At 30.7% G+C, this 21,191-nt stretch carries 16 protein-coding genes; 2 read left to right on the top strand and 14 right to left on the bottom strand.

Annotated elements, in window-relative coordinates; translation table 11 throughout:
• Positions 1-30: 30 nt before the first annotated feature.
• The 4 genes from CLFE_RS06825 to CLFE_RS06810 all read right to left on the bottom strand — a co-directional run bounded on the left by CLFE_RS06825 (position 31) and on the right by CLFE_RS06810 (position 4,721).
• The gene (locus CLFE_RS06825; protein ID WP_077894691.1) at positions 31-1,629 is read right to left on the bottom strand and encodes an L-lactate permease; all 1,599 of its coding nucleotides are present in this window, start codon (positions 1,627-1,629) and stop codon (positions 31-33) included.
• A 366-nt stretch (positions 1,630-1,995) separates the two neighbouring features.
• Positions 1,996-2,940 (bottom strand): electron transfer flavoprotein subunit alpha/FixB family protein, encoded by a 945-nt coding sequence (locus tag CLFE_RS06820; RefSeq protein WP_077894690.1) that lies wholly within the window; start codon positions 2,938-2,940, stop codon positions 1,996-1,998.
• Between the two features lie 20 nt (positions 2,941-2,960).
• Positions 2,961-3,746 (bottom strand): electron transfer flavoprotein subunit beta/FixA family protein, encoded by a 786-nt coding sequence (locus tag CLFE_RS06815; protein ID WP_077894689.1) that lies wholly within the window; start codon positions 3,744-3,746, stop codon positions 2,961-2,963.
• 360 nt (positions 3,747-4,106) lie between these two features.
• Positions 4,107-4,721, bottom strand: a complete 615-nt coding sequence (locus CLFE_RS06810; protein WP_077894688.1) for a hypothetical protein — start codon at positions 4,719-4,721, stop codon at positions 4,107-4,109.
• 487 nt (positions 4,722-5,208) lie between these two features.
• Between CLFE_RS06810 and CLFE_RS06805 the strand changes: the two genes are divergently transcribed.
• Complete coding sequence (locus tag CLFE_RS06805) at positions 5,209-5,646, top strand: MarR family winged helix-turn-helix transcriptional regulator (RefSeq protein ID WP_077834189.1); 438 nt, start codon at positions 5,209-5,211, stop codon at positions 5,644-5,646.
• 84 nt (positions 5,647-5,730) lie between these two features.
• Entirely contained in the window at positions 5,731-7,092 is a 1,362-nt protein-coding gene (locus CLFE_RS06800) for an MATE family efflux transporter (protein WP_077894687.1), read from the top strand.
• A 1,041-nt stretch (positions 7,093-8,133) separates the two neighbouring features.
• Here CLFE_RS06800 and CLFE_RS06795 read toward each other — a convergent pair.
• The 10 genes from CLFE_RS06795 to CLFE_RS06755 all read right to left on the bottom strand — a co-directional run bounded on the left by CLFE_RS06795 (position 8,134) and on the right by CLFE_RS06755 (position 21,181).
• A complete protein-coding gene (locus CLFE_RS06795) occupies positions 8,134-8,751 on the bottom strand; it encodes a DUF4352 domain-containing protein (protein WP_077894686.1) in 618 nt (205 codons plus the stop codon).
• 76 nt (positions 8,752-8,827) lie between these two features.
• Complete coding sequence (locus CLFE_RS06790; RefSeq protein ID WP_077894685.1) at positions 8,828-9,196, bottom strand: phage holin, LLH family; 369 nt, start codon at positions 9,194-9,196, stop codon at positions 8,828-8,830.
• A gap of 12 nt (positions 9,197-9,208) precedes the next feature.
• Entirely contained in the window at positions 9,209-10,210 is a 1,002-nt protein-coding gene (locus CLFE_RS06785; RefSeq protein ID WP_077894684.1) for a GH25 family lysozyme, read from the bottom strand.
• Positions 10,207-10,623, bottom strand: coding sequence for an accessory gene regulator B family protein (locus tag CLFE_RS24455; protein WP_077894683.1), 417 nt, complete (start codon positions 10,621-10,623; stop codon positions 10,207-10,209). The genes CLFE_RS06785 and CLFE_RS24455 overlap by 4 nt, the downstream gene beginning before the upstream one ends.
• Positions 10,623-10,790 carry a hypothetical protein gene (locus CLFE_RS06780; protein WP_169850995.1) on the bottom strand — a complete coding sequence of 56 codons (168 nt, stop codon included), beginning with the start codon at positions 10,788-10,790 and terminating at the stop codon, positions 10,623-10,625. Before CLFE_RS06780 ends, CLFE_RS24455 begins: the two co-directional genes overlap by 1 nt.
• Positions 10,791-11,231: 441 nt before the next feature.
• Positions 11,232-11,759, bottom strand: coding sequence for a hypothetical protein (locus CLFE_RS06775; protein ID WP_077894681.1), 528 nt, complete (start codon positions 11,757-11,759; stop codon positions 11,232-11,234).
• Positions 11,760-11,814: 55 nt separating this feature from the next.
• Positions 11,815-12,141, bottom strand: coding sequence for a hypothetical protein (locus CLFE_RS06770; protein ID WP_077894680.1), 327 nt, complete (start codon positions 12,139-12,141; stop codon positions 11,815-11,817).
• A 3-nt stretch (positions 12,142-12,144) separates the two neighbouring features.
• The gene (locus CLFE_RS06765) at positions 12,145-16,269 is read right to left on the bottom strand and encodes a phage tail spike protein (RefSeq protein WP_077894679.1); all 4,125 of its coding nucleotides are present in this window, start codon (positions 16,267-16,269) and stop codon (positions 12,145-12,147) included.
• A gap of 15 nt (positions 16,270-16,284) precedes the next feature.
• The gene (locus CLFE_RS06760) at positions 16,285-17,505 is read right to left on the bottom strand and encodes a hypothetical protein (protein WP_242951688.1); all 1,221 of its coding nucleotides are present in this window, start codon (positions 17,503-17,505) and stop codon (positions 16,285-16,287) included.
• Positions 17,506-17,509: 4 nt separating this feature from the next.
• Positions 17,510-21,181 (bottom strand): phage tail tape measure protein, encoded by a 3,672-nt coding sequence (locus tag CLFE_RS06755; protein ID WP_077894678.1) that lies wholly within the window; start codon positions 21,179-21,181, stop codon positions 17,510-17,512.
• Between the last annotated feature and the right edge of the window lie 10 nt (positions 21,182-21,191).

Below are 21,191 nucleotides of genomic sequence, written 5' to 3'. Positions count from 1 at the left end.
AATAACCCTTCCCTTCTGAATACAACTTTTTTATTTTATAAATAATGTTCCTACAAAACATATAATACCAGCTATAACTACATATACCAAGAAATATTTAAGCACACTCCCCAAAATTTTACTCTCTGAACCAGATTTATTAATTGCACTTGCACCAATTGCAATACCTTGGGGACAAATCATTTTTCCTATACCTCCTCCAAGAACATTTGCTGCTGCCATCCATGCTGAAGAAAGTCCAAGATTTTGTGCTGTTTTAGCTTGTAAACCTCCAAATAAAACACAAGTTGATGTACCTGATCCTGTAACAAATCCTCCAACTGCTCCAATTAATGGAGAAATCAATGGATATGCTCTTCCTGTGGCTACAACTAAAAGACTGGCAATATCTGAAATCATTCCACTATAAGCCATTATCTTTGCAACTGACATAACACAGCAAATTGTAACAATTGTTTTCCAGTTTGCTTTTAGTGTATCAGCCAATACATGTCCCATTGTTGGTATTTTTGCGCCTTGTACAAGACCTCCAATAATTGCAGCAATAAAAATCATAATACCTGGCGTATTAATCCAACTAAAAGCCAACTTACTACCGCCTTTACCAGCATATACAGTCACAACACTTTTTATTGGTGCAATGAGACGATTAATCGCTGGAAATAAAGTTGATGTAAATAATAGCATAATAAATATTAAAATGAATGGGCACCAGGCTTGTAATGCTCTACCAAATGATATAGAATTTCCTTTATGCTGATTTACTGATGCTGATATTTCTTCTTTAGCCATTAATATTGCTTCTTCTGTCTTATTAGAAGTTTCAATGGAATACTCAGCTTCTGGCTTGCTATTAAATAGTTTCGCTGCAATAACTGTGCATGCCATAGAACAAATAGATCCTACTATATTAGGAAGTTCTGCTCCAACTACTGTTGCTGTAATATACCAAGGCAATACAAATGATATTGCTGCAATTAATGTAATAGCAAATGCTCCTTTTAGTGCCTTTATTCCTCCACCTATAATACATACCATAATAAATGGACTGATAAAAGCAAGAATTACTTGAATCATTGCCGTATTTGTTGCCAAGGTGTGGGCTGAAACTCCTGTTACCGATGAAAGTGTTACCAAAGGTATTCCCACTGATCCAAATGCAGTTGGTGTACTATTAACAACCAAACATGCTACAACTGCCGCGAATGGATTTAAGCCAATACCTGCTAGCATAGATGCTGGTATTGCAACTGCTGTACCGAAGCCTGCCATTCCCTCCATAAAACTACCGAATCCCCATCCGATAATTAATGCTAGGACTCTTTTATCTGTAGAAACTCCAGCTAACATCCTTTTTATTGATTCCATTGCACCTGTACGTAAAGTCAAATTATACGCAAACAAAGCTGCAACAATAACCAAACAAATCGGCCATAATGCGTTAAGTACTCCTTCTAATACAGCTGAAGCGGCATAAACTACATTAAGCTTCCAGAAAACAATACCTAAAACTATTGTGATAACAAGTGCCATAACCGTAGCTTTATGTGCTGGCATTTTTAACCCACTTAATGCAATTATGAGGCAAATAATTGGTAATATCGCTATTAAAAATTTTAAAAATAACATTTTTATCCCCTCATTCAATTTTTTTATGGCACTGCTCCTTTATTAAGAGTGATCGCCATTTACATTTTGACATATAACTTTTCCCTTATTAAAAGATAAACTTCAAAATTAATTTATATTAAAATACTACTTTTAAAGCATTTTGATACAAATTAATTTTGGCAGCTTACCTATATATCTGTTTTTCATATGTTAGATTTTTAACTTCCTTAATACTTTTCTATATATGAAATTTTATTTTCTTGTGAATTGAGGTTCATTTTTTAGTGCGATAGTCCCTTTACCATATACGTTATTATTAAGTTTTTCAACTTTAAAACATCTATTCATAATTTTACTTTTATCTCTACATAAGGGACAAAAACTTTACTCTGCTTTTTCTTTTGCCTTCTTCATTTCTTCAATCATTACTGGAAGAATTTCAGTTACATTTCCCACGATTCCTACATCAGCAATTTCAAAAATTGGAGCCTCTTCATCTTTATTAATTGCTACTATATAACTAGAACCTGACATTCCAGATGTATGTTGTGTGGCTCCAGAAATACCACATGCAATATAAAGTTTTGGTGCTACAATCTTACCTGATTGTCCAACTTGATGTGCACGAGAAATCCACCCTTCTTCAATTGGCGGCCTTGTTGCGCCTACTACACCACCAAGCACCTTTGCTAATTTTTCAACAAGCTTGAAATTTTCTGCATTTCCCATTCCACGTCCACCAGAAACAATAACTTGTGCTTCTTCTAAATTAACAGACTCTGAAATTTCTTTTACTGTATCAATTATTTTTGCCTTAACAGCACTAGCTGGAATTTCAATCTTTTTCTCTGTAACACCTGCATTTGAACTAGCCTCTGGCTTTGAAAAACTTCCACTTCTAACTGTAACTATTGCAGTACCTTCTACTTCAATATGTTCTAGGATTGTACCACCATAAGCTGGTCTAGTGTATACAACTTTTCCATCAGTTTTACTCATTGATATCACATCACTTACACAGCCTAATTCCATACGTCCTGCAACACGTGGTGCAATATCTTTAGCTAATTCTGTATTTGATAATAAAACAATATCCGGATTTTGTTCTTTAATAGTTTCGGATAATACTTCTGTTAAAGTATCACAATCTGTAGAAGCTTCTGTGAAAACAACTGGAACTCCAAAAGTTGCTATATTATCTGCCACAGACTTACTCTTAACTACAAGGGCTGAGGCTTCTGCCTCTAATGATTTTACTGCACTTATAAGTTCAAGGCTTCCGCCTATTGCTTTTTCTCCATCTATCTCAATAAACAATAATGCTTTCATACTTTCGTTTTCCTCCTTAATTAGATTGCCTTATCTTTTTTCATTTGCTCCATAGCAGCATTTACTGCTAATGTAGCATCTTTCTCTTGAATTTTTATGCCAGCCTCTCTCTTAGGAGGTTCAACATATTCTATGCAACGTACTTTTGCTTGTTTTACCTCTCCAATTTCTGCTGCTGAATAAGTTGGAATGACTGCCCTACGGCTTGCCATCTTAGTTTTAATTGTAGGATAACGTGGATCATAATTTGGTTTACTTACTGTTACTACAGCTGGTGCTTTTAAAGAAACTACATTATATCCTTCTTCAATTTCTTGATGAATTTCCATGTAATCATCTTTCAAATCGATTACAATTGCACTACTTACAAAGCCTGTCTCCAATTTTTCAGCAAGTATTGCTCCTACTTGACCAGTAATCTCATCTGTAGATTCTCTTCCACAAAGAATCAAGTCAAATTTTTCACCTTTGTCTTTTTCAATTTTATGAATAGCATCTGCCAAAGCATTAGCTGCTCCAATAGCGTCTAAATCTGCATATAAATCATCTTTTACAAAAAATGCTTCTTTAGCTCCTACCGCAAGACAATTTTTTAATGTATTCAAAGAATCATCTGCTCCAATAGTTAATACACTAACATTTCCTCCATGAGTCTCCATAAAACGAACTGCTAACTCTAATGCATATGTGTCAAACGCATTTGCTACTAAACTAACTCCATTCAAATTAGGTTTTTTCGTTTTATTATCCAAATGAATTTCAATAGAATCATCTGGAACTTGCTTTACACATAACAGAATATTCATACTTTTTCTCTCCTTTACACCTTCATATTATTAAACTACTTTTGATATAATTACAGTGTATCCAAGTTTTTATCAAGTACCATTTTATAAAAATCATTTCATGGTACAGTGGTCTTACCACTTTAGTTAATTTTATCACACTATTTAAAACAGTACAATTACTTATGCAATTTTATTCTTTAATTCATAATTTTGTCACATATGTCTATCTATTATATAATAAAGTAAATCAAAGCAAAAAAGTCCGCAAGCTCTTATTTTAGATAGCTTACGGAATTTATAAATTTTATTACCATTCAATCTTTATATTTTAATTCCTTTATTGAATCACATTCTTATTACATATTAATAATGTGCAAATCATAATTCATCAAATTCTTTCTCTATATCCTCAATAACATCCGAATAATGTTTAATTCCATCATCTTCATTAGCAGTAAGTGCTTCTGATACAACCGGAAACTCATCTATAAATTGAAGATTTTCTACTTTTTCAATATCAAAACTATTTAATATTTGGACTAATTGCTCTTTATTATTAGTCCATATTATCATATACTTGAAGCTTGTAATAAAAATTTCATTTAATGACTTATCATTATAGTTAGCTATGCCAAATTGTAAATATCCATCATTAGTCAATTCAAATTTGTACTTTCTGAAAACTTCAATAACTCTTTCAGTATTTGTGAACTTACTTAATATAGGTTCATCATCTTTAAACCCTATTATCCCATAAGCTACATCATCAATTAACCTACTTGTTAAACTGCAAAACACATTCCAAATTTTGTCAGCATCAATATTTATAGTTGCATAATGAGAAAATTTTTCTCCTTTAACTTCATTTATTTTAAATCCCTCAGTTATATTTGCTAAATTTCTTTTGATATTAATTGATTTCACATCATATCCATTAGGATATTCATCATCTCTTGGAATCCTAATACCTAGAGGTAACTTATATAGCTTCATATTTCAACTCATATTTATAAATAATATTTTTGGTTTTTAAACTCTTTATATATGTATACTACAATTTTAGCTCATTCAAAGCAAATATATATTTATACTGTCCAAACTACATAAAAAAACAAATTGCAAGTAAAATATATAAAGTTAAAGTATACAAGATCAGAAACAAAAGAGATTACTACACATGCTTATTTAAAAAATAACTATAAACAAAACTATATATACAATGAATAGAGATTAATATAAATAACAACTTAACAATGCACCTAAATAAAGCAAGAGAATCAAGTCTAAGTGGAACTGAAGGAGGTTGGCCTTCTTATTTTGTTTACATTAAGAAAGTTGATGACAAATCCCGTAAATGTAAAAATTTCCATATAAATGATAAAAAAAATATTATAAATATAAAATAAATATTGACACTTAGAATTCTAACTGTTAAACTATAAACAGTTAGAATTCTAATATGCTTTTAGGAGGGCTTTGAATGACTAATTCTGAATACTCTATACAAACACCATATTCGCAATTAATAAGAAGTATTGCAATAAAAATGAAACTCAGTTCTGATGAAAAAGTAAAAAAGTTAGGATTAAATTCTCAACAAGGACGCATGATAGGTTATATTTATGAACATCAAGACAGTGGTATTATTCAAAAAGATTTGGCTCGAGCATTTCAACGTACAGAAGCAAGCATTACAAGTATGCTTCAAGGTTTAGAGAAAAAGGGATATATAGAAAGGCGAATTCCTAAAGAGAATGAGAGACAAAAATATATATATGTATTGCCTAAAGGCGCTGAATTAATAGAGTATTTTAACAAATCAGTGGTTGAGACAGAGGAAAATATTATCGGAAGCTTGACGAAACAAGAAAAAGAGACGTTGTTAGCTTTGCTATTGAAAGTAGATAGAAACTTATAAGTTATTAATATAATAACTTATAACCAAAAACTTAGAATTCTAAGAATATGAATTCTAAGAATTCTTATTGTGGAGGATGAAATTATGAAACAAAAATTGTCAAACGAATATTATTTAGAAAATGCACCAATTACTAAGGCAATTGCACATTTATCTATTCCTATGATGATTGGTATGTCAGTAGGTACAATATATAACGTTATTAATGCTTTCTTTATTGGACTATTAAACAATACAGATATGCTAACTGCTATTACCTTAGGACTACCAATCTTCACTGTATTGATGGCTTTTGGAAATATGTTAGGCGCTGGAGGCGGAACATTTATAACTCGTCTTGTTGCAAAACAAAATATAGATAAAGCTAAGAAGGTAGCAGGATATACTTTTTATAGTAGTATTATTATAGGAATTTTGCTTGGAATAATCTTAACAATAGTACTTACTCCTATTGTTAAGATTATGGGGGCAGATACTTCTGCTATTATTAATTATACAAAAAGTTATTCTTTAACTATGTTTATTGGTGGTTTTGCAATTATAATGAACTTTGCATTGGAGCAAGTTGTAAGAGCAGAAGGAGCATCAAAAGAATCAATGTTCGGAATGGTTGTAAGCACAATTTTTAGTCTTATCTTTGACCCATTATTTATACTATTATTTAAATTTAATGTTGTAGGGGTAGCATTATCAATGATTTTAGCTAATATAGCTTCATCTATTTACTATGTTTACTACTTGAAAACAAAAAGTAAGAATTTAAAAGGCTTTATTAATAATTTTAATATTTCTCTTAAAGATAAAATAGAGATATATAAAATTGGGATTTCTGAATTGTTCCTAGCTTGTTTTCTAATTATTACAACTCTTCTTTTGAATAATTATTCAATTAGATATGGAGAAAGTGTAGTAGCTAGTTTTGGGATTGCTTTAAGAATTGTACAAGTACCAGAATTTCTTGCAATGGGACTTGCATTAGGAATTATTCCTTTATTTGCATATAATTTTTCTAATGAAAACTTTGAGAGATTAAAAGACAGTATAAAACAATCAACTTTATGGATTTTTGGATTATCAGGCGGGGTTGTTACTTTAGTTTATATTTTTAGAAATGTAATTATTCATCTGTTTTCTAACGATGCAGCAGTATTAAGTGTTGGAGTTTATATCATGGTTGCTATGCTTATTTCCGCATTTTTCAATGGATTCACAACATTATTTATAGGAATTTTTCAAGCATCAGGTCAAGGAACACCATCAACAATTATGTCAATTACACAAGGAATTCTTTTTATTCCTGTCATAATAGTATTGAATAATTTCTTTGGATTGTATGGTGTTATATGGTCTATGACAATTACAGAAATAATTACCTTTTTAATTGGAGTAATGCTATATATTATTTTTAATAATAAACTAAAGAAGAATCAAGTAGTAGCAAACTAGCATTAATAAATATTGTATCTATATTTTAATTACATCTAAGAAAAAGCATAAAGCTAGCACATACCACTGCTGGCTTCTTTTTTTATCTGTTTGTTTAGCGGATTATCTGGACATACATCTAAATAAATCAGATTTCCTATGAAAACATGAGAGAACTGGTTTAGGATTGAAGTACTCGTTTAAATTTTAAATATTATTAGTACCTATATTACGATAATAGTACTTTATCTCTTTATACCTAAAATAAATACACACCTTACATTAAATAACATAATACAGTATATAAGTATATGTTAAGTATTAAAAATAATCAGTTTTTGAAATATACTTTACCTATAGATTGTTAGAATTATTAAGGTTTTATTTAACAATATTTAATTTTGCAAAAGTCATCTACTACAAATAGGTGGATTTTTAATTTTCCATATCCTAAATCATTTCTTTTACATTTAATATTTCCATACCACATATCTTCTTAAATAGTTTATACTGTTGATTATTGTTTTTAACTAATAATAGCTTGGACATTCAAAATACTTCTTATACTTCCCAGTCTTTCGTTCTTGATAAAAGTCGCCAAATGTTAAATCAATATAAAAATCCAAGTTATCAATTAAATTGTCTATGGTAATCCGCTCCTTTTATTTTTTTTGCCTTGTGTATACTTAAAGATACTTTCTCCTTCGTTAACTTGTGGTATACATCCATAATTACAACCATATCTTGTAGTCTTAACGTTATAATATCTGTTCACCTTTTCTCATATACAAATCCCTTCCAAAAACACTGCAAAAAACAAAAAAGTAACTAAGATATTTCTATCTTAATTACTTTTCATTACTTAATTATTCAAATATAAATTTATTTCAACACTTTGTAAACACTGGCTTAACAACAATTTACTTTTATTCCCACTCAATTATTTTAATATTATTTCTAAATAAATTAACGCAGTATCGGCACTTTAAAGTAATATTAATTAATTAAAAAAACTGTTTTAAATAAAAAATGTGGTCACTATGTGGTCATTTTTATAATTATTTATTTCAAATAATATCCGGCTGTATTTTTATCATCTCCAGCCACTAGCACCCCATCACTTATATTAAATGAAGTTGGAACTTCAAATACTAGATATGTTTGTTTTGGTGTTTCTGGGTTCAAGTCATCATACATTAAGAAGAAACCACTATTTTTATTATCTATAGTTTCAACTTCATTTAATTTTAAGCCAGCATCTGAATTTAATTGATATTTTTTGCTATCTTTCATGTTCCCTAAAAGAAAGTTCCCATTCGAATATTGCTTTGGCGATTGTGTTTTATTAGTCATTTGTAATTTTATCTTTATAAACTTTTGTTGTGTAGTTATGTTAGGCTCACCTTCGCCAGCACTTATTGTATTAGTTTCCTGAACATCCAAAACTTTAATGCTCCAACCATTTATTTGACCATCTTCACCCAATTTATATATTTTACTTTTTGAATCTTGGGTTGAGTTGCTTGCTGTTGCTTTAGATGAATTTTTATTATTCTGCGTTTGGTTCTTATTATTTGAAGCTTCTTTACTATTACTTCCTTTATCACCTATAGCAATACCTAGTAAAAGTACTAATACTACGGCGACAACGGCTAATATTACTTTCTCCTTTTTATTCATGTAAAATCCCCCTATGTAATTATTATTTATCTTAATTTTAACAAATTTATAATTTATGTCAATAATTACATTTTCATTATTTACTTACAGATTTAATATTATTGACTTGCAGTACTGCAGCTTTGATTATGTTAAATATTTCCTCATCTGTAAGTCCTGTCTTCCCTTCTATAAGTTGTAGAACTTTAGAATTTTTAATTTCACCTGTCCAGTTAAATTCCTTTCCCATTTGCTCGACCGCTTCAACGGATTGCTTTATAATAGCTACATCTTGATTATATTTATCTATGCCTATCTTTTGCTTTAACTGCTCTTCTTGCAACTCTATAACGCTTTTATTTTTATTATAAAATTGTTTAGCATAATAAGCTATTACCCCTATAATTATATTAAAAAGCACCCCTAAACCTGGTATTAATATTTCATTTATTATTTGTTCTTTCATTTTTCATTCCTCCTAATTATTTTTATTTATTAGTTCGTTCCAAGTGGCTCCACCAACAACTCCATCTGCTGAAAGCCCATGTCTAGCTTGCCAGTTTTGGACATTTACTTTTGTACCATTTCCAAACACACCATCAATTGATCCACCAACTCTATACTGTATGTATCTAGTGGCATATTCATAGTGAGGATACTGTATCCCATCAACTGGATTATTAAATATTTGGGTAACTGCTGTAACTGTATTTTGCCCCCATATACCATCTTGTACAAGTCCCATTATTCCTTGAAATTCTTTTATAGCATTATCTGTATTTGTGCCTTTAATTCCATCTACTACTAAATTTAACTTTAGAAGTGTATTAAGTTGCTGCTGTATTATTTTTGTAGTATTATCTATATTTTGTGGCGCCGCAACTTCGCTTACATTTAGTATTAATGGTTTAGAATTTCCTAATAGTATGCCTTCACTAAAATTATTAACATCACATTTCCCATTTACTCCTGGTACATTTCCATCTTCTGCATATTGCCACCCTATATATTGGGTAACACTCGGTTTTTTAACTCCATATTCAGCTAACCATAAAGGTAAACTCTTAACTCTATCATCAAATAACTCCTTATAAAAAGAACTATAAGTATAAACAGCACATTCATATCCTTTGCTCTGCATATAGTCATAAAATTGGCGAACCCTTGTGCTTGTATCATTTTGTCCAGCATTACTAAACTCCTGTGCTTCAACATCAATCATATATTTCATATCAGCTTTAAAGCTACTTATCATATTAATAAAATGTTGTGCTTCCATATATGGATTATTCCTATGTAAAAAATGATAAAAGCCAACTTTTAAGCCTACACTTTTAGCACCATTATAAAATTCCTTCATCTTTGAATCGTTAAAAGTCAATCCCTCTGTAGCTTTTAAATATACATATTGCACTCCACTTGATTTAATGGCGTCCCAATCTGCAATCTCTGAGCCGTTATAAATATCTATTCCATTCAAAAAAATCCCTCCATCTCTTTTAATATACCTTGAACTTTGTTTTGGTTGATAAGTAATATAAACAATAGAGTTGTACATGATCCTGAGACAATAAAATTAATATTATAAGTAGAAATAAACTTACTTATAAAACTTAGTAATATAATAAAGAACAAAGAAAAAATAGTACAAGTCTTCATCTTGCGACAATGGTATGTATTGAATCTAAGTCTTAAGATAATAAAAGTAACTAAAACAACTACTGTATACTTAAAGCAACATAATAAAAGAGACAGCAATAATATTAATGCTATCTCCCCTATAGTACTTATTAATAATAACAACACATAGTAATACCCATGTCTTATAAAGTGATCTGTATTTTCTTTATTAGCTATACATTTAGCTATTTTAAAAGCTAATAGTCTATACATTATTTAAAACACCTTGGTTTTCTTGGCTTTCCGAAAAGCCACCAACAAGGTACTGTGCTCACTTTAAGTATTATAGTAGGTATAATAAATGTAGCTATCACAACTCTTTTATTTGAGCTTTTAAATAATTTATTTCCTATTTTAATCAATAATTCTCCTGTTTTCATTTTCATCCATCCTTTCTTTTTTAAATAATAAAATAACAAAACATATTAGGTCTATTGGTATCCTTATTAAAAATAAATAAAATACATTGTTCTGTATAATAATTATGTTTAAATTCAAAAATAAAATTAAAGGTGTATAAGTAGTTATTTGAATAAATAGTAAACTTACAAATGATAAAATTATTATTTGTAATAATTTTAATTTTTTATCTTTAAAATAAAAGAATCTAAATATTATATAATATAAAAATATACCTATAATATTTGAAAATATTGTAGGTAAACCATATGTTTGTATAAAGTTAGAACTTATACTTATTAATATCATCAGCACAATATCTTTTTTATTTATTTTTGTTCTCCCAGTATAGCTAAATAATATAAATAAAAATAGAAATATTGTTTCTAAAGAATTTAATAATATTATTTGAAGTATAGTTATCATTTTAACCCACCTTTAAAAAATGTATATAAATCTTTAAATTTCTCTGCATAATCTGCATTAGCTGTATAAAAAAATAATGCACTTATAAGTAATGTTACAAAAACTATAATACATATAAGAGTAATTATTTTTACACTTTTATATTTGCTATATAATCTACAAAATGTATTCCACAAGCTGTTGTCTAATGTACTTTTTAGATCAACTAAATTTATATTTAAATTTTTAATAGTATCTTTAACTTCTAATAATTGTTGTTTATTTTGTTGCTGCTGCTCTTGTATTTTTATATTGTTTATATTATTATCTTGTATTTTTAAATTAAGCTTATCTAGATCTTCTTTGAATTCTAGTCGTGATTCTTTCATGTCTGTTATTTTAGTGCCAAGTATACTAATTTGTTCTCTTATTTCTGCAATAATTTCTTTATCTGCTTTGCTTTTTTCTAAACCATTTATTTTATCTTTTAATAACTCTATCTCTAAATTAAATTCTTCCTTTGTTACATACCCTTTTACATCCATTTTCGACCTCCTTTAAAGAGGGCAAGAATTGCTCCTGCCCTCTTTAAATTATTATTTATTTTTTTAATGTTTCTATTTCTGTTTCTAGATCTGTAATTTTTAAATTTAATCTTTTTATTGCATCTACTGCATAATACAGTAGCTTAGTTGTATCATATAGATAAAAAATATCTCCAGCGCCTAGATTCATTGTCTCTATTAAATCTGGACACACATCTTTGTTTTCCTGCGCATATAATGCCAATGCGTAGTGAGTTGAACCTACATCGTATTCCCTACTAGGCATTTTACATAATATATCTAATGCGTCTACAGTAGTATCGCTTACATTTACTACATCAGATTTTGGTGTTACTTTTAAATTTGTATCAATATTATCCATTTTTTATTCCTCCAATAATTTATTTATTTTATTCTCTAATTGATCTAACCTTTCTTTTAAAGCGTTGTTTTCTTTTTCAAGCTGATTATTTTTATTACTTAACTGCTGTATCGCCCCAATTAAGTATGGACTTATAGCTGACCAATTCGGGCATTTATATTCTGTATCATCTATATCTTTAGCCCAAGTTTGTGTAAAGCCCTTATTTATTTTTTCTGCTTCTTGGGTTATTATTCCAGCTTTAACATGTCCTTCTGTACCCATTTTTCCATTATAATCGAATTCATGGAGTTTGAATTTATTTACTATATCTAAATAATTTTCAGTACTATCTACTATATTTTTCTTTAATGCCTTATCAGATGCATTAATTCCTACAGAATACCTTAGTTCTCCGTTATTCTTTTGCCATATAAGATTGCCACCATTTTCGTAGAATAATTGTATTCCTGTGGAATCTTGGTTAGTTCTTGGTATTAAATAATAAGCACCACCATCTCCGTTAGCACTATAGAATTTACCAGTACACCAAATATCACCCCGTTGAGTTAATTCTGTACTGGTAACTTTTGTATAAACTCCACTATTTCCACCGCCGTCATTGTTTTGATAATATCCTAGTATAATATTATAGCCTTGCTTAGTACTTACCCATAAATCATTATCGCCACTCAGACCAACTGATCCACAAGGGATGCTAAAATCACTTCCATAAAAATATTGCCTTGAATAGTTTACAAAATCCACATTTTCTAAAAACGCCCCTCTTGCCATGTTTCCGGTTTCTTGCTTTGTATCATCTAATTTTAAAAATGTATATGTTCCTGTATTGGTGCTATATGATAATGAAAGTGGATTACCTTGATCCGCATAAACTTCTATACCACCACGACCAGCATAAGCTCCTCCAGTATTTGTATAACTTTGCACTCCACCAACAAAATCTCCACTTCTTGACCAATCATAAACCTTAAGACTATTATTAAGTATCTGAATTGCTGGTTGACCGTTACTGTCATAGTGTGTAATTGATCCCCTCAAATTCAAGTCACCATTACTATCTGAACTAAATACCACATTTCCAACATTGTTTTTTATATCTATAGCACCATCATTTATATGTAAACCACTAGTATCCATTTGTATTTTATTGGTTATGCCGTTAAATCCTATCTTTACTGCATCTGGGCTCTGTTCTATAGTGGACTTTATATTTACTAAAGAATCTATTTTTACATCTACAAATTGAGTATTAGGAATATAAAAAGCTGTATCTACTACTAATGGTAATGTAGGTGTTTGGGTACTTGTATACTTTAAATTACCATTTATATAATAATTTATTTTATTATCTTCTATAGCAATTCTTCCTGTGTCTCCTACATTCCAATTTCCTAAATCTTTAGTCCATGTACCATTTTCATACACTACCCAATCACTAGGGTTATTATTACCATCTAAATCTGGGTATAAAGCAAATTGTATAGTATTATAATTCTGGTCTATATCAGTATGACTCAAACCAATCATACCTCTTTTAGATTGAGCATTAAGAACACATTCTACATATTGTCCATTACTTAACGTTTGTATAGAACTACAACCAGTACTACCCCAATTATTATTTGCTCCTGTAGCTGTAAGAGTTGTACCATTTATAGATACTCCCACAATATTAGTCCACTTAATTAATAATCCTTCTATATCGGTTTCGGAAACACTAGCTAATATTTTCCCCTTTTGAGCCTGTAGAAAAGTTTGAAAATCCTTGAAGGTTTCTAAGTTGTCAGTTTGTCTCCATGTTTGACTCTCTAAGTTAAACCCTATTTGGGTCGCTGTTTCTTCTATATTGGTTGTATTAGTATCTATTTGAGTTTGAACATCTTCTGGTGCTGGACTCCAATCGGTAGCCTTATTACCTTTTTCAAATTTCATTTTTCCTACTTGAAATTGTAATGTATTATTCCCTTGAGTATATATCCTTATATCTACTCTACTAAGCGTTTTATTAGTATCTGTAGCACCTGTAGTTATTACTTTTTTATAACCATTGCCTAAATCAATCCATTGATGACCTTCCCATGTATAGTCAGTATAACTATTATCTGTATAGAAAAATACAAATCCAATACCTGTAACTTTACTAAAATCATTCGCTTTAACTATAGCAGACATCGTATATGTGCCATGTTGTATTAATAAACTCTGCACTCCTAAAGCTTGGGCACTTTGTAAATTATACAAAGCCATTTTTCCATAGATACTATCATCCACAATTTCAGTTATATTGTTCCAAAAATTTTCACCTTTAGAAAAGTCACTATTTCTTAATAAATTAGTACCACCTATTTGAATATTATCTACAGTTTCCGTTATCTCTGTAAATTTAGTATCTAAACTTTTATTATCTACTATAACACTAGAACTTTGTATTTTGGTAGTTGCTCCGTTAATTTCTGTAACGACTTTTTCTATGTCTATTTTTTTGGGGTCTAAGGATTTATCATCTAGTTTCCCATATCCATCTGTAAACCCTTCCTTAGTCTGTCCATTTTCGTTAAACAAAACCGTCTGACCATCTGAACCTCTTACCAATAATCCATAATCTCCATTGTCTTGTTGCCCTAATAACACCCTTTCTTGCTGTCCATTGTTATCTGCAAATAATTGTAGTTTATTACCCTTTAATTGTAATCTATTATCTCCGCTGACCATATGAATTATATCTGCGTTCAAGTCACCAGCGTTTAATTTACTTACATCCATATTAGCTATCTGTGCGTTTCCTACAGCTTCTTTTGCTATCTGTGCAGTACCTACTGCTTCATTTTGTATCTTGGCACTTGTAACCGCTTCATCAGCTATATTTGCACTCTCTATTACTGCATCTCCAAGCTTAGCATGTTGTATAGCACCATCTTTTATATCTGCTGTATCTACAACTAATTTATTTGCTGATAGTCTATCTATCTGTGCGTTACCAATACTTGCTAATGCTATTTGAGCAGTACCAACTGCTTCATTCCCTATTTGTAGAGAACTAATACTTTTATCTACAATTTGATTACCGTTAATACCATCTACTTTATTACCATCTATACTCCCATCAGAATTTGTAACTGTATCAACTGTATTAGATGTATTATCAAATCTAGTAATTAAATCTTCTATATTATCTAATATATTGCTTATTTCAACTGTATTTTTTTCTGGTTCATCTGGATATATAGTTATCTTTTTTATCCTCTGATTATCTCTTATTTTCTTACTTTTACTCAACAAAGTAATACTATCGCCAATATCAAAATCTAATATAGCATAGTCTTTATTTATTTTTGCTAAGTCTATTACAGATACACTATAGCTTCTTTTAGGTTTGCTAAGTTCATTGAGTCTTTCTACCGCATCTTCATATAAATCCTGTGGAATTGTGTATCTGTTGTCTATCCAATAAGCCTGTATTACTTTAGTAGTATATTGGTAATTACTTATATACTTTAGGTTATTATTTACACTTTCTATAGTCATGTTATTATTACCAATCGGTATTAACTGTGTAATATAATCGTTAGTGTTACTTTGTAATTGCAATTGCTTAAGATTTAATTCCTCTGTAAAATATACACCTTTATCACTTCCCACTGATTGATATATAAATATTTCTTTATTTATAGCATTAAAAACTATATCGCATTTATATATGTCTTGTATTTCTTGTATAATGTCGTAGACAGTACATTGTTTCTTTACTACATTCCTTTTCTTATTAACATCACAATATGCTACGCTCCATCCATTAGTATAAGATAAAGCTAAATTAGCTGTGCCTTCACACTGACCTTGGACCTGGTTAAAGTCTTCTACTAATGTGCCTTTTAATTCTTCTACATTAACCTCGCAATAAAGTTCTTTATAATTATCATCATTTATATTTATTTCTTTTATTACATACTCATTATCTTTTGTTCTTATATAATATTCTTCGGCAACAACATTATAATTTGGATCTGTAATTGGTATATATATAGATAAATTATCTAACTTTTTAACTTCTTTAGTTATGGACATATCTTTATATACATCTATATTTCCTATTTTATTTCTACTTGTATCTAATAATAAAACCATTAATCGCCCTCCTTTCTATAAAAATCTTGGCTTATGGGCAATACTTGCAACCGCATTATTATCGGATAGGGCTATTGTATTTATGCCAACCTCTAATTTAGGAAATTCCCATAAAGTCACTTCTGCAAATTTATTAGCAACTTCTAAATAGCTTAAATCTCTTGCATAGTAACAATTAAGCCCATCTACCATATCACTTGACTTTTGTGTTAGTGCATATACTCCACCTTCTGATAGATGATTTATATATACAAATTCTAGTACATTCCAACCTTGCTGTAATGCTAATGTAATCGTAGGATAATTTGGATTATCTGGTGTGTTTATTTCTGCATTAGCACTACTATATACGCTATTATTATTTAGATATACATTTACACCATCATCATGTTTGAATTGAAATGATACACTCTTGGCACTATTTACATATAAACCTGTCTTTATACTTCCTATAATATTGGTTATATCGTTATAAACTAAATTTGTACTATCAGATAATAACTCTTGATGGTAGCAAGAAACACTCTTATCTATAAAATCTTTAGTAGGTAATATGTTTGGTCTTGCTGTTAGTTCTGGACTATTAGACATTGCTATATTCCAGTACTTATAAATCCATTTGCCATTGCCAGTAGAATCTGAAATCCAATGGTCTAGGTCTGGCTCTGTAATGGTCTTATTTTCTCCGCTTATAGTTATAGGAATATCTTTCTTAAGATACAAAACTCTTATATCTTCTTCGGTTATTCCTTTAATAGTAACTATTGGTGTGTCAACTGGTTCTGTAATGGTAATATCACACGGACATTCCATAGTACCATTGTTGGTTACTACTATAGAGCCATTAAAACCATGTGATTCCTCCGACTTATAACAAATTGCGTTAAAATCGCAAGTCATAACAACTTTGTTTACAATAACACCTTTAGTAAGGCTTGGTGTACCACTTAATTTGCAATCATAGAAGTAACTCATATTATCAAATTGTATAGTTGCTGTGAATTTTAATAAATTAGTTATTTGAGAAACTTTTAATAAAGCATCTTCTCTATTATTTCCAATTACTAAAATCTCTGCTGTTATCTTTTTATATTCAAATTGCTGATGTAAGTTAAGAGGGGTTAAACTATCTCTTAGCCATTCATCCGAATTATTAACACTAGATGGTTGTATATCTAAATTAATTAATCTACTATTATATTGTGTTAAATCTGTTCCATTTATAAGCATTTGCATAGCCTTATCCCCTCCTACTGTTTCTATAAATTTGATTACTTACAGTACTAGCTACTGCTCTTCCTACCTTATCTTTATCCATATACATCTCAACTACAATAGGTTGATTATTTCCATTACCACTAAACCCAGCAAGAACACTTTTAGCAACCTCTTGTGCTGTCTGCTTCACCATGAACTCACTTGCTTCGTGGTTATATATTTTAGTACCTTGTGGTAGGTTATAAACTTCCCATCCAGCTTCATGCATAGTAGTTAAACCGCCTTGCCAATTTGAAGTACCTCTTGCGTTTTTACCAGTTATAGCCTTTGTCGCGCCGCCAGCGCCTAACGCATCTGCACCTAATTGTACTATTTGAGCGACTATAGGATGATTTTTAAAGAAACTAATAGTACCGGATAATATGCCTTCAATATCTTTAGACCATTGCTGGTATCGAGTTGTCATTTTCCCTGTGTCTGTATTTATCTGACTAACAGCTTCTCCGCCCATCTTCTGAACCTTATCTATAACTCCACTTCTTTGTTTTTCTGCTTCTGAAATGGATTGTTCCTTCTGTCTTCCTGCTTCTTTTATTACCTTATCTGCTTGATCTGAACTTAAAGTATGTGTTACATCTCTTTCATATATTGCGTTGGCAACTACATCATTGTATTTTGTATTAGCTGCACTAACTGCACCATCTCTTGCTTTATTTGCATTCTGGATTACTTCTTCTGCTTCTTGCTGTGTTATATGATTATGATCGTCTTTTAATCTTTCTAATAATACTTTTTGTTGGATACTACTATCAGACAAATTTTTAACTGCATTAGCTCTCATTTGTGCTTGGATATTGTTAACTTGTTGCTCTTCTTGTGTTGTTAGATTTCGATGTTGATTACTAGCATTTTGATAAATAGTCGTTAATTGAGTTTCTAACTCTTGGGTTTTCTGTTTTCTTTGGTCTGCACTGGTTTGTATTTGCTGTAACATTACTTGTTGTTCTTGTCCAGTTATGGTTGTACTTTTACTAAATAAATCTTTTAGTTTTCCTTCTTCATCTTTGGTTCGCTTATCTATTGCATTATTTACAACTCCTGTCATTTGGTCATAAGTACCCTTTACTTTAGCTAATTGTTCTGGAGTAATGCCTAATTTATTATTACTTTCAGCTATAGATATACCAGTTTTTACCGCTTGTTTTTCTAAATCCATATAGGCAGTAACATTATCTTTTGTAGCTTTACTAAAGTTAAGCATCTTAGTGGTAGTAACATTTATAGCGTTTCCATTATCATCTATTACTTGACTGGTTTCTTTATATTTATTATTGAATATATCTGTAGTGGGTATTGCATCATCTGTTCCCCATTTAACAAATTTATAAGCGCCATAACTTAAAGCACCTATCCCAGCAACAACACCAGCAATAGGTAAAGCAACTGTAGCTAAAGCAGTACCTAAACCAACTGTAGCTGTACTAGCACCAGCCAAAGCACCAGCACCAAGTTCTCCAGCTTCTCCTAAACCAGCCACAGCTTCTCCAGCAATTCCAGCTTTACCCGCAGTTTCTGCTACGGTTTTTCCTAATTCTTCTGTAGCTTTTACACCTTTGCCACTAGCAAGAGTATTAGCTTCTTGTGCAATTGTACTTTCTTTTGTCGCTACTGTTTCTGCTTCTCTTTTAGCTGTATTTTCTATACCACCTTTTGCGTTTTCTGCTTCGGTATTAAGATTCTTGGCTTCTGTATTTGCTGTTGTAGCTTCGGTATTGGTAGATTCTGCTTCTGTATTTATTCCCTTTGCTTCTGTATTAGAAGCTGTAGATTTAGTATTATCATCTTGTGCTTTACTGTTATCTTTTACAGATTTCTCAAATACCTTTTTCCCTACATAATCTCCAATTTGTCCAAAAACCTTAAGTAATTTACCAGCACTATCAACTGTTTTCCCTATTACATTTATTGCTAATCCACCTACAGCAACACCAGTACCAATCTCTAATATTAATCTTTTAGTACCATCATCTAAGCTACCAAATGCTTTTACTGCACCTGTAGCATCTTGTATTAAAGGTGTCAATGTAGGAAGTACATCTTCTCCAATAGAAACACCTAAAGCTTTTACAGAGCCCTCTAATTCCTTAAATTGGTTTACAGGTGTATTCTTCATGCTGTCAGATAGTCTATTTACTTCACCTGTGCTGTTTTTAGCACCATTAGATAGAGTTCGTAAATTGTCTCCACCTTTATTTATTAAAGCATTCCAACTAGCTAAACTTTCTTTACCAAATAATGTAGCTATAGCATTATTACGTTGCTCTTCTGTCCAACCTTGAGTTCCTTTTTTAATGCCATCAATGATATCTGGTAGCTGCTTCATTTGCTCCTTGCTATCAACCACCTGTAGATTCATCTGTTTCATTGCTCCAGCCATTGCATCTGTTGGACGAACTAAATTTACAAAACCAGCTTTTAAAGCATTAGCCGCAGTACTTGCATCTATATTATTACTTTCCAATTCCCCAATAGCGGCACTTGTAACTTCTATAGGTTGGTTCATTTGGCTTAAAGTTTGTCCAGCAATAGAAATACCTTCTCCAAGAGAAGTAACAGAAGATTTTGTATGGTTTGCTATGTATGCAAAACTATCAGCTATATGAGCCATGTTTTGAGTATTTTGTGCTGCATTTTCTGTCTTCATGCCATATGCTTCTAATGAACCGCCTAAAGTATTAATTACATCTGTAAGGCTTTCATTTGCTCCTCTAGCTGTAGTTAGGGAAATCTTTAAATCGTCTATAGCTTCACGACCAGAATATCCATCTTTTTTCATTGTCAGCAATCCAGCATTTATGTCACTTGTACTTTGTCCAAAATCTCCACTCCATTGTAAAGAATCTGTAGACATTTCTTTCATTAAGCTATCAACTTCATCTACATTTTCGCCAGATGCTATTAATTCTTTTCTTATATCTGCCATTTGGTGTTCAAAATCAGCACCAGACTTTACAGCAATCCCTACAGCACCAACAAAGGGTAGTGTAAATTTTGTAGTAACCGCACTACCAACACTACTCATTCCTTCACCTACAGTGATTATTTTTTTCGAAGTATCTGTTAATACTTTCCCAGAATTAAGCCAAACATTATTATTTTTAGATATAGTATCATTAGTTTTCTTTAATTGTCCTTCGTATTTTTCCGTATCTGCTATAGCATTATTCATTTTGGTATTTAAACTCTCAATGCTTTTAGCATTTGTTTCTACTGCTTTATCGGCTTTATTGTATTGTTCTGTTAAATCTGCTATCTTATCTCTTACATTTTGGGTAACTTCGCTCTCTTTACCATAAGCACTTATAGCACCTTCAAGTTTCTCTTTTTCCATGTCCAATTCTTCTTTAAGCTTGGCTCTTTTTTCTATATTATCTTGAAGTTTAGTTGAAGTTTTTTGAATACTTTCCGCATACAAATCTACCTTTTGTTTACTGCTTGCAATTACATCCTGTAAAGACTTCTGTACTTTTGTTAAGTTAGCATTACTTTCTCCAAAAGCTTTTACACCAATGTTAGCTTCATTCAATGCACTTTTATTTAATTTAAGATTAGAGTTTATACCTTGTAATGACTTGCTGAATCCACTATCGTCCAAAATATACTGGATGTTTATTTTTTTAGTTTGGTCTGCCATTAATCACCCT

The sequence above is a fragment of the Clostridium felsineum DSM 794 genome (genome assembly GCF_002006355.2).
GTDB classification, from domain to species: Bacteria; Bacillota; Clostridia; order Clostridiales; family Clostridiaceae; genus Clostridium_S; species Clostridium_S felsineum.
The sequence above is the reverse complement of the archived record's forward strand: the minus strand, read 5'-3'. Positions and strand labels throughout refer to the sequence as shown.